Source organism: Arthrobacter sp. B10-11 (assembly GCF_033142195.1).
Taxonomy (GTDB): Bacteria; Actinomycetota; Actinomycetes; order Actinomycetales; family Micrococcaceae; genus Arthrobacter; species Arthrobacter oryzae_C.
The window spans coordinates 279953-291378 of sequence record NZ_JAWMTH010000006.1; the positions used below are offsets into that span (position 1 = coordinate 279953).

The window sequence follows — 11426 nt, forward strand, 5'->3', positions numbered from 1 at the left end:
TACATGCTGCTTTCGCGGGATCGACCTCCTGCCCCGAGTGCGGATTGGACCCGGCGACGATCATCGACGGCGAGGCCATCGCACTGAAGGGCTGAATAGGTCAAAAGTTGACGGAGCTTGAAGGCTGCTCAGGCGGGGCTTTCGACGCCACGGAGCGCGTCAGTGGAGCTGTCGCGCCGTTCGGGCCGCGCATCTCGCTGGTGCTCGAGCGTGACGTTCGCTCTCGTCATGGGGGCGAGGCCGACGCGAAGTTCTAGCGGCTTGAGTGTGTGATCGACGCGTAAAGGGGGTAGTTCAGGGTCGACCGATCTAGCCTCGGTAGTTTGTGCGGTCACGTCTCAATCCCAATCGTGAGCCGCTCGGTCGACGCGTGTCAGTGTCCTAAGATTGCTCCTTTCGTGGCCTTCATGTCCGCGCCTTTACGAGGCCTCGAACGGTTGTCGTCATCGTGTCGGAGCTCCTCGATAGGGTCTCTCATAAGAGAAGATGAAGTGACCGTCCACGCGCAGCGAGCGTCTTTGAGATCCGGAGTAGTACCCCATGTCTGTCCTTTCCAACTTCGTGTGGAGTGTCGCCGACACGCTGCGCGGACCGTATTCCGAGGCCGAATACGGCTCCGTCATCCTGCCGTTCACTGTGCTGCGCCGCCTTGAATGCGTCATGGCTCCGCATCGGGAAGCGATGGCCGAGGTGGTCTCCGCGTATAAGGGAGAGCAACAGCGGCGGACCCATCTGAAGCTCAAGACCCGCACGGCCGAGAGCGCTGGCCTGTCGTTCTGGACGACGAGTGACTACACGCTGAAAAAGGCGCTACAGGACCCGGACAACCTCGCGGCGAACCTCATCGACTACGTCGGAGGTTTCTCAGCCAACCTCGACGTGTTCAAGTCTTTCGACTTCGAGAATGTCATCCGCACGCTCGATGCTCGGGACCGGCTCGCCCAGGTTGTGCGGCACTTCGAGAAGATCGACCTGTCGCCCGACGCGGTGTCGAACGCGGACATGGGGGACCTCTTCGAGAACCTCATCTACCGGTTTGCGGAGTCCGCAAACGACGGCGCAGGCCAGTTCTACACGCCACGTGATGTTGTCCGGCTTCTTGTCGACCTCGTCTACGCAGAGGACACCGAAGCCCTGCGCGGGCGCGGTACGGTGCGCTCGATCTACGACCCCACAGTCGGCACCGGCGGCATGCTGACTGTCGCCGACGAGCATCTGCGGGATTTCAACCCCGACGCCTCGACGGCTCTGTTCGGGCAGGAGATCAATCCGCGGACCTACGCCATCTGCAAGGCTGACCTCCTTATCACGGGGCAGGACCCTTCGAACGTCCGGCAGGGCGACACACTCCTGGTCGATCGATTTGAGGGCCGCCGCTTCGACTATGTGCTTTCCAACCCGCCATTCGGGACCGACTGGAAGGCTGTCGAAAAGAAGGTAAAGGAAGAGCACGCCCGCGGCGGCCAGGGCCGGTTCGCGCCAGGGTTACCTGCGGTCGGCGATGCGGCCATGCTGTTCCTGCTGCACGTCGCGTCAAAGATGCGTGACGTCGACGAGACGGGCCGCGGTGGCAAAGCCGGCATCGTTCTCAACGGCTCGCCGCTCTTCAACGGGGGTGCCGGCTCCGGCCCGTCGGAGATTCGCGGTCACATGTTGGAGAACGACCTCCTAGAGGCGATCGTCGCGCTCCCGAACGACATGTTCTACAACACTGGCATATCCACCTACCTGTGGATCCTGTCGAACGCAAAGCCCACGGAGCGCAAGGGCACGGTGCAGCTCATTGATGCCACTGGCCTGGGATCGAAGCTGCGAAAGACGATCGGCTCGAAGCGGGTCGAGATTGAGGACAAGAAGCGCACAGCGATCGTTCGCGCCTTCACAGGTGACGAAGCTGCAGACGACGAGATCCGTGTTCCCGTCAAGGTTTTCGCCAACCGCGACTTCGCCTACTGGACGGTAACCGTAGAACGTCCCCTCCAGCTGCGGTTCGAGTGCACACCCGAGCGGATCAGCGAAGTCGCCGACGACAAAAAGCTCGGCCCGATCGACCGGCTCATCGACGCACTGAAGGCATTCGGCGACGAGGCGTACCTGAATCGTGAGAAGTTCAATCACGCGCTCGGCAAACACCTCAAAGACCACGGTGTGCGGCTGACCGCCGCGCAGAGCAAGTCGCTGTGGCAGGCCATCGGCGTCCACGACGAGACGGCCGACATCTGCCGTGCCTCCTCGGGTAAAAACAAGGGCGAACCAGAGCCGAATCCGGCTCTACGCGACACTGAGAACGTACCGTTCGGGTGGGGCGGGTACCCGAAGACCCACGACGCGCTAACAGAGACGGTGCAGGCGTACTTCGAAGCCGAGGTGAAGCCTCATGTCGACGACGCGTGGATTGACTGGGACAAGACCAAGACGGGCTACGAGATCCCCTTCACCCGCCACTTCTACAACTACGAACCGCCAAGGCCACTCAAGGAGATCGACGCGGATCTTGAACGAGTCATCGGCGAGATCATGGAGTTGCTCCGGCAGGTGGAAGCGTGAGTACCACGGTATCCCCATCTCGTGTGATTAAACATGTCGGGAACCGGTGGCTGGGCGAGGTTCCCGAAGATTGGTCTATCACCAGGCTCCGCTTCATCTGCGATGTTGCGACTGGGTCAGGCGACACTCAGGATGCAGAGCCAGACGGTGAATATGACTTCTACGTCCGATCACCGAAGCCGCTCGGTAGCACAGGGTTTACTTTCAACACCGAGGCGGTACTTACCGCTGGTGATGGTGCGGTGGGAGAAGTCTTCCACCACGTTCGCGGCAAGTTCCACGCGCATCAGCGTGTCTATGTGCTTACCAATTTCCGTGGAGTTCTTCCTCGGTACTTCTTCTACTACTTCTCCTCCTTCTTCAGGTTGATGGCGCAGGATGGTTCCGCCCGGACCACAGTCGATTCTGTGCGCCGATGGATGTTGACGGACATGCCATTCGTCCTCCCACCAATCGATGAGCAGCGAGCCATCGCTGAATTCCTAGACCATGAGACGGCCCAGATCGACGCGCTCGTGGCCAAGCAGGAGGAATTGGTAACACTGCTCGCCGAAAGAAAGCGCTCCGTTCTTGATGACGTTCTGGCAGGCGTTCAGGGGGAGCGGTGTCGATTGCGTTGGTTATACCGTCCGTCTAATGATGCGAACAATCCAAACGAGGAAGTGCTCTCCGTGTACCGAGAGCACGGCGTCATCCCGAAGTCGTCCAGATCGGATAACTTCAATAAAACTCCCGAGAATGTCGAAAGATACCTCTTGGTTCGGCCCGATGACTTGGTCGTTAACAAGATGAAGGCATGGCAGGGCTCACTGGGAGTGTCCGTCCACCGGGGTATCGTTAGCGCCGATTATGAGGTCCTCCGGCCAAGTACCACGGACCTGGACCCTGGGTTTGCTCACTTTCTACTGCGCTCACCTCAGATGGTCCTACAGTACAGAGTCCGGTCCCGAGGGATCCGGCCATCCCAATGGCGGTTGTATTGGCAGGACCTCGCCGACATCGAGGTCAGCGTTCCGCCTTTGACCACGCAACGCCGTGCCGCTTCGCAGATCAAGGCGGAGACTGACGCGATCGACGCCCTCATCTCCAAGGCAGAGGAGCACATCTCCCTCGCAAGGGAGCGCCGATCGGCCCTAATCACGGCGGCAGCCACAGGGCAGATCGACGTACGCACGGCACGAAAGGCGGCATGACGACGATGACAGGACCCGACGCTACGCGCGAAGAGGCGTTCGAGACCGAGATCGCAGGGTACCTGGCGGCGCATGGATGGGAATACAGCGAGAACGACGAGGGATACGACGCCCAACGGGCGATCTGGCCCGAGGACGTTCACTGGTGGCTGAGCGAGACGCAGCCGGACGAGTTCGCCAAAGTCGTCCGCGTGGGTACGGCGGCCGAGGCTGCGGACCGTGAGGCGTTGCTGTCATCCCTCGTGTCTCGTCTGGACACGCCGATGAGCTCGGGCGGCGGGACGCTGAACGTGCTGCGTCGGAAGTTCTCCCACACCAGGGGTGCAACTGCCCATCTGAGGATGTGTCAGTTCAAGCCGGCGACGACGCTGAACCGGGACGTCACCAAGCACTACGGCAAGGTGCGGCTGAGGGTCGTCCGTCAGGTTCACTTCTCGCCAAAGCGCGGGGACAACCGGTCGATCGACCTGGTGTTCTTCGTCAACGGCCTGCCGGTGGCCACGCTGGAACTGAAGTCGTTCTTCAAGCAGGAGTGGCGCACGGCGGTGACGCAGTACCGCAAGGACCGGGACCCGGCCGGGCAGCCCCTTCTCGGCTTCGGCAACAGAGCGCTGGTGCACTTCGCTGTCGACGACGACCAGGTCCATATGACGACGAAGCTGGCCGGGGAGAAGACGTATTTCCTCCCGTTCAACCGGGGGCACGAGGACACGGGCGCGGCAGGCAACCCCCAAAACCCGCATGGCCCTTCCACGTCGTACTTGTGGGAGGACATCCTGCAGCGCGACACTTGGCTGGCGATCCTGGGATCGCAGATGTTCGTCAAGACCGAAGCCGACGAGCACCCGGTCACCGGCCGCATCAAACGCTCGACGACGCTGATGTTCCCGCGCTTCCACCAATGGTGTGCGGTGACGAAGCTCGTCGGCGCGATCACCGAAGAGGGCCCGGGGCGTCGTTACCTGATCGAGCACTCTGCGGGTTCGGGGAAGACAAATACGATTGCGTGGACCGCGCACCGGTTGGCCCGGCTCCACGACCAGGCGAACGAGAAGATTTTCGACAAGGTCCTGATCGTCTCGGACCGCCGGGTCCTTGATGCTCAGCTACAGCAGGCGGTGGAGCAGGTCGACGACACGGTCGGGACCGTGGCTGTAATCGACTCCTCAGCAGTGCGGCGCTCCGGCGGTTCGAAGTCGCGGGCACTTTTGGACGCGCTGACCGGGTCAGCGCTGATCATCGTGGTCACAATCCAGACCTTCCCGTATCTGAAGGGGCTGCTGGAGACGACGCTGGGCGACCGGAACTTCGCGGTTATCGTCGACGAGGCTCACACCTCGCAGTCGGGCAAGACGGCGGCGGATCTGAAGAAGGTTCTCACCCAAGGCGGTCAGCTTACCGACGAAGACGAGCTGGACAGCCAGGACATCGTCAACCAGATGGTCGAATCCGACGTGGCTCGTGAGCAGCAGATCGCCCAGGAGACCGCGGCGCGCGCCGGCGCTCGGAATGTGTCACTGCTGGCGTTCACGGCGACGCCCAAGGCGAAGACGAAGGAACTCTTCGGGCGGAGCAATGACGAGGGCAAGCCGGTCTCGTTCGACGTATACCCAATGCGCCAGGCTATCGAAGAGGGCTTCATCCTCGACGTGCTGCGGGGGTACCAGACCTACAGGACGGCGTTCGAGATCGAGCAACGCGGTGATGACGGCATCGTCACCAGCATCACTGAAAACGAAGCCGGAGACGAGGACAGGCTCGTGGACCCTCAAGCGGCGACGCGCAAGATCATGCGGTTCGCGAAGCTGCACCCGACCAACGTCGGCCAGAAAGTCGAGATCATCGTCGAGCATTTCCGGGCCAACGTCGCCCATCTCCTCGACGGGCACGCAAAGGCCATGGTCGTTACCGATTCCCGCCAGGCGGCCGTGCGGTACAAAGTAGAGGTGGATAAGTACCTGGCGCAGAGGGGGTACGGCTACCAGTCCATCGTCGCGTTCAGCGACAAGATCAGTGACGACGAGTACGGACTGGTCGACGTCACAGAGGCGTCCATGAACCCCGGCCTCGGTTCGGACCTGGCGAAGGAGTTCCGCCGCCCGGAGTACCGGCTGATGCTGGTGGCGGACAAGTTCCAGACCGGCTTTGACCAGCCGCTGCTGTGCGCCATGTACGTCGACAAGCGCCTCCCGGATGTCCACGCGGTACAGACGCTGTCACGGCTGAACCGCACATACCGTGCACCCTCGGGAGAGCTGAAGAACCGCACATATGTGCTCGACTTCGTCAACGATCCGAGCGAGATCCGGGAGGCGTTCCTCGCGTATTACCTCGAGGCCTACGTTGAAACGGAGACTGATCCGAACCTCGTGCACCGGCTCGCAACAAAGCTCTCACAGGCGCGGATCTACACTCCGGCGGACGTGGAGCGCTACGCCAGGGCATGGTGGACCCCGACCCAGTCCCACGCAGCCCTCGTGGCCGCCGTAACGCCCGCGCGCGACGAGTTCGCGAGCCGGTGGGCGGAAGCGGGCGAGCAGCACGACAGCCAGGCGCTCGACGAACTGCGGACGTTCCGCAAGGACTGCGGCTCGTACGTGCGGCTGTACGACTTTATGTCGCAGGTCGTCGACTACGGCACCAGTGACCTGGAGAAGCTCGCCGAGTTCCTGCGCCAACTGACCCGCCTCCTGCCCTCGGATGGGACCACGGTGGATGTCGACGTGTCGGGGCTCGAGCTGCGACGCGTCCGGCAGATCGACCAGGGGAAAGCCGAGATTGGTCTGTCCGGAGACCAGGACACGCCGGGTCTGCGTGGCATCACCGGGGTGGGGTCGGGGGTCTCGGGTCAGGACCCGCAGGAGGAGTTGCTGTCGCAGGTGGTGGCCCGGATCAACGCACTGTTCGGTGCCGAGTTCGCCGACCCGCAGATCGAGGGCTTCATCGTCGCCGCCGCCGGCATGGCCGAGGAGGACCCCCGGATCGCCGACCAGATCGATCACAACGCCCTAGATCAGTTCATGTCTTCCCCGGAACTGCGTGAGACGCTCACCGATGCGGCCGTATTGAATGAGGGCGCGTTCGGGAAGCTCACGGAGGCATTGATCGGCGAGAACGATCGCGCTGACGAGTTCATTCGGCTGATCGGTGAGTACCTCTACCAGTCGCGTCGGCTCCGGGTGACTGACGAGACCGAGGGCGGCGAAGATGATGCTTCACCCGCGGAGCGTCCGTGATGAGCGTCAATACATGAGACCAAAAGGACCGCATCCCGCGGTCGAGCATCTCCTCGCCAACACGGAGGAAGGTCCGATTCCCGTTCGCGGTGGCTCACGTTTCGCCGAAGAGCACACGACCAGTTCCTCGCTCGCACGAATCCTTGCTGTGAGCTGTCTCAGTCGTCTCGACCCAGCTCATGAAGTCGTTAACATCTGGGATCCTGCGGCCGGCACGGGTTTCGCCGGGTCGCTCCTTGTCGAAGCGCTCCAGTCTGCAGGCGTGCAGGCACGCTACCGTGGCCAGGACATCTCGGAGTCTGTGGTCGTTGAGGGGCGGAACCGCTTTGCTGCTGTGCCCGATTCCGAGATCGCGGTCGGGGACACACTCGCCGTGGATGTTTTCAAGGACTTTGCTGCCGACCTGGTCATCGTCGACGCGCCGTGGGCTCTGAACTGGAGGCGCTCCAGCGGGCCAGTCGAAACCCGGCGGAGAGGCGGTGCATTCACTTTCGGGCTGCCCGAACACAAAGACGGCACGTGGCTGTTCATCTCGCTCGCGCTGGAAAAGCTTCGCGCGCCTTCGGAGGGCGGCGGTCGGGTGGCGGCACTCGTCCATCCAGGCGCGCTCAGTGCCAAGGGTGCTACCGCCAAGGTCCGGCGACGCGTGCTCGAAGCAGGTTTCCTCGAGTCAGTGACCCGGCTCCCGGAAGGACTTGCGCCGAACACGTCAGTTCCTCTGTACCTGCTGACCTTCAGCAACAGGGAGGGTGAGGCCGGGCGCGGCAAGGCGTTTGTCGCCGACTTCCAGACGCAGTACTCCACAGAGCAGCGTCGCCGGAGGATCCTCGAGACTGCGCTCCGCGAACTCGAGTCCGGCCTCAGGACCGGCAAACAGGGTCCGCGGAACCGCAGCGTCACTCTGCAGAAGTTCATTCGCCGGGAAGGGCGCGTCTCACGAACCACACCCAGTGGACAGACCCTGTCATGGCGTGTCACGACGTTTGCCGACACCGTAATTGACCAAGGAGAGCTCGACTCCCGGTACGGACAGGGATCAGGAGTCGCCCTTACTGAAGGGCCTAAAGAGTTTATCGACCTGGATCCCGGGCACCTCCTGCGCGACGACTCGCGGAGCGTTCCGAAAGACATCCGCTCTAGAGGATGGCAGGCACTGCGGCTCACCGGGCTCCTCGAGGCTAAGCCTGAGCTGGCAGATCCATCGCAGGACGCGGATTGGGGACGGATCTTCGTGCCGACCACGCGAAGCGGCCGGGCGTCTGCGGGCGTTCCGGACATGGACGCCAGCGGCAGGATCCTCACCTGCGGCGTTGACCAGGCCCGCCTGGATCCGGGATTCCTTGCAGCGTGGCTCAATTCGGAGCAGGGGATCGCAAGCCGATGGAGTGCCATCGAAGCAAGCAGTACCGGGCAAAGCTTCAAGATGCTCCGTTCGGACGCGAATTCGCTGATGAGCTGGGCTGACGAGCTCGTCGTTCCGGTCCCGGCCCTGGATGTGCAGCGATCGCTGGCTGAAGCAGACGACCGTCTGGCCTCGTTCCAGGATGAGCTGAGCAGCCAAAGAGAACGTATCTGGGCTTCACTTGAAGACGCCGAGGCCGCGGTGGACAAGTTCGCCAAGGTGTTCGACGACTCACTTGTCGGATGGCTCGAAGAGCTGCCATTCCCGGTGGCATCAGCCCTGTGGACCGCCGAGACCGCCTCATCGCCCGGGGACAAGCTGCAGGCATACCTCCACGCTTGGGAAGCGTTGGTAGTCTTTCATGCGACCGTTCTACTCTCAGCCTGCCGAAGCGACCCGGGCCGCAGCGCCGAGGTGGAAAGCGCGATTCGACGCACACTCCTCAAACATGGCATCGGGATCGAGCGTGCCTCGCTGGGTACCTGGATGGTCATTGTCGAGAACACGTCGAAGACCCTCCGGACCGCGCTGCTCAGCGATGACCCGGATGAGACAGCACGCGTGCGCGCGGTCTTCAGCGGCCTTCGTGAGCCTGCCATCGAGCGCTTGCTCTCGAAGGAGATCGCCAGGAAGTTCAACGACGTAGTTCAGAAACGGAACCGCTGGCAAGGACACGGAGGGCACGTGTCGGATGACGAGCGACAAATAAGAATCGACTCGCTTGTATCCGATCTCCGCGATATCCGCCGGATCCTGGGGAATGTGTGGGCGCAGTTGCCTCTGGTCCGAGCCGGAGCCGCGCGGCGTGTGAAAGATGGCTACGTCCAATCCGCGGAGGTCGCCGTCGGCACCCGCTCGCCCTTTGTGTCCAAGGAGTTCCACGTCGGCGACGCCATGCTAGACGGCGAGCTTTACCTTGTGCGGGACGGCTCTCTGTCGCCGCTTCGGGTCGGGCATTTTGTCCAGCTTCGGGCGGCTCCGAAGAATGCACACTACACCAGCTACTTCTACAACCGCACCGAAGGGTCCAATGTTCGAATGGTCACCTACCAGTACGGGCCGGAGAGCGAAGTCGGAGATGATGCGGCGAGGTTCCGCGAAGAGTTCGGGGCCTTGGTGCTCGAATGACCCTGACTCTTGACGCGATCCTCCGGAGCGCCGGCATCGCCCCTGCTGATGCCCAAGTGATCCGCCACGCCTTCGTGCGTGAACACGAGGACACTGGTCTGCCAGGCATCCATGCTGACTCCACCGACGCCGAGATCCTGCGATACACCTCGCAGCAGTCAATGAAACCAAAAATCTTCCCCGCCAATCCGCCCAGGATCTGGATCGTGTGCATCCGTGAAGGCGGCGACCGTGCCCGGTTATGGTCGGCCCTGGAGAATCGGGGTGAGGTCTCGAACGACGGCGCTCTCCGCACGTTCGACCTTGTGGTCTCGGACCTTCTGGCCGATCTGAGGAACCGCCTCGTGATCGGTTGGAAGTCTCCACGTACCTGGCGGCTCAACGGCCCCACGGCAGCAAACTATCCCGTGATGGAGATCGCGGACGCACAGCCCATTCCGTTCCCGGGCTTCGACCGCCTCGTCCTGGACCACGCCCAGTTGCAGGCTGTGATGCGCGACCACCGGTACGCCGCCTGGCGGACAGCCCTGTCATCGGTCGTGGGTGTGTACCTGATCACCGACATGCTGGATGGCCGGCAGTACGTTGGCAAGGCCGACGGGGTGGAGAGCATCCGCCAGCGCTGGGGCGCGTACGCGGCGAACGGGCACGGGGGCAACGTCGAATTGCGCGGCCTGGATCCGACGACGTTCCGCTACTCGACTCTCAGAGTGTTTGATCCTGCCACCCCGACACGGGTGATCGACGAGACCGAGAGCCACTTCAAGTTCGCCCTCGGCACGAGGAAGGGCGGCCTGAACCGGAACTGACCGTTGAGCGTCTCCTGTTCGGGCCTCATTCCGTCCCAGTATTTCCGCGTCGGTTACATCTGGCAGACTGGACGACGATGACTCAGTTGAATCAGACCGGTCCTTCACGCACAGGCGGGACTTCACAGTATGCACCTGTGGCTGCACCGGGTTCGTTGCTGACCCGGGTGCCGGGCCGCGCCCGTCCCCAGATGCAGGCGCTGAAGGAGTTCGAGGAGAACGCCGAGGCTCTCCATCGCCGCTACCAACCAGTCCTCTGGCCGGTCTTCGTGCCCAAGGCCAAGGACATGTACCGCTGGCAAGTCCAGCTGGAGTGCGGTTGCGTGCACGAGCTCTACACGCGTGGGGAGGACGATTACCCGGACGCCCGGCGCTGGCTCGACCCGATGGCTGAGCGCCGTCTGCCCGCGAGCGAGTTCTGGTGCCCGAACGAGCACGGCGAAGTGCAGAAGGTGTACCGCGACGTCGTCGAGTGGATCGACTCGTGTGTCGAGGAAATCCCGCCGGACCCGGAGGAGTGTCCCTACGCTGGGATCGACGCCGAAACCTGGGCCAAGACGAGGAGGCCCGAGCCGCACTCGTGGGCGTTCTGGCGGGTCCGGCTCGCCTGCGGGCACGTGCACGAGCCCGTCCTGGCTGAGGTGGGCTGGAAGCCCGAGGACGGGCCGAAGCTGGCCACCGAGGCCCGCACCGCCTTGATACGGAGCGAGTTCGAGGCGATATGGTCGGCGGAAGGCCACACCGGGTGGCCCAGGGAAGGAGCGGAGCGCGACCACATCCGCAAGATGGTGGACCTGCGCTGGCAGACGCCCGAGCCCGAGCAGGAGTGCAGCACGTGCCGCTACGCCCGGCGCATCACCGGATACCAGAGGATCGGCTGGTTGACCCGCAGGCCGGACACGAAGAAGGTCGCGGTCACGCACACGGACGCCGAACGCAGGAAGGCCGAGGCCCGGCTGGCAAAAGTGGAGGCCGAAGCACGCCGGCTGCGTCTGCAGCTAGGCCTGCCTTCGGACGGGTAGAGGATCGAAGGCAGCGCGATTCAACTTTGTCGATCACGGTCGCAGCCAGCGAACGTGGATGTCATGTCGGAGGACCCCAGTAGAGCCAT

The 11426-nt window shown here is 62.9% G+C and carries 6 protein-coding genes; all 6 read left to right on the top strand.

Features of this window, described 5'->3' with window-relative positions:
* The first annotated feature begins 540 nt into the window (after positions 1–540).
* The 6 genes from RW112_RS18635 to RW112_RS18660 all read left to right on the top strand — a co-directional run bounded on the left by RW112_RS18635 (position 541) and on the right by RW112_RS18660 (position 11337).
* Positions 541–2547 carry a class I SAM-dependent DNA methyltransferase gene (locus RW112_RS18635; RefSeq protein WP_317783179.1) on the top strand — a complete coding sequence of 669 codons (2007 nt, stop codon included), beginning with the start codon at positions 541–543 and terminating at the stop codon, positions 2545–2547.
* Positions 2544–3740 carry a restriction endonuclease subunit S gene (locus RW112_RS18640; protein WP_317783180.1) on the top strand — a complete coding sequence of 399 codons (1197 nt, stop codon included), beginning with the start codon at positions 2544–2546 and terminating at the stop codon, positions 3738–3740. The genes RW112_RS18635 and RW112_RS18640 overlap by 4 nt, the downstream gene beginning before the upstream one ends.
* Positions 3737–6976, top strand: coding sequence for a type I restriction endonuclease subunit R (locus RW112_RS18645; protein WP_317783181.1), 3240 nt, complete (start codon positions 3737–3739; stop codon positions 6974–6976). The genes RW112_RS18640 and RW112_RS18645 overlap by 4 nt, the downstream gene beginning before the upstream one ends.
* A gap of 13 nt (positions 6977–6989) precedes the next feature.
* Positions 6990–9506 carry an N-6 DNA methylase gene (locus tag RW112_RS18650; RefSeq protein WP_317783182.1) on the top strand — a complete coding sequence of 839 codons (2517 nt, stop codon included), beginning with the start codon at positions 6990–6992 and terminating at the stop codon, positions 9504–9506.
* Positions 9503–10315 carry a GIY-YIG nuclease family protein gene (locus RW112_RS18655; RefSeq protein WP_317783183.1) on the top strand — a complete coding sequence of 271 codons (813 nt, stop codon included), beginning with the start codon at positions 9503–9505 and terminating at the stop codon, positions 10313–10315. Before RW112_RS18650 ends, RW112_RS18655 begins: the two co-directional genes overlap by 4 nt.
* Positions 10316–10392: 77 nt before the next feature.
* Positions 10393–11337, top strand: coding sequence for a hypothetical protein (locus RW112_RS18660; RefSeq protein ID WP_317783184.1), 945 nt, complete (start codon positions 10393–10395; stop codon positions 11335–11337).
* Positions 11338–11426 lie beyond the last annotated feature (89 nt).

What these genes read in the sequence shown, in the direction of transcription:
- RW112_RS18635 (WP_317783179.1), top strand. Translation starts at nt 541, where the DNA reads ATGTCTGTCCTTTCCAACTTCGTGTGGAGTGTCGCCGACACGCTGCGC.
- RW112_RS18645 (WP_317783181.1), top strand. Translation starts at nt 3,737, where the DNA reads ATGACGACGATGACAGGACCCGACGCTACGCGCGAAGAGGCGTTCGAG.
- RW112_RS18650 (WP_317783182.1), top strand. Translation starts at nt 6,990, where the DNA reads ATGAGACCAAAAGGACCGCATCCCGCGGTCGAGCATCTCCTCGCCAAC.
- RW112_RS18655 (WP_317783183.1), top strand. Translation starts at nt 9,503, where the DNA reads ATGACCCTGACTCTTGACGCGATCCTCCGGAGCGCCGGCATCGCCCCT.
- RW112_RS18660 (WP_317783184.1), top strand. Translation starts at nt 10,393, where the DNA reads ATGACTCAGTTGAATCAGACCGGTCCTTCACGCACAGGCGGGACTTCA.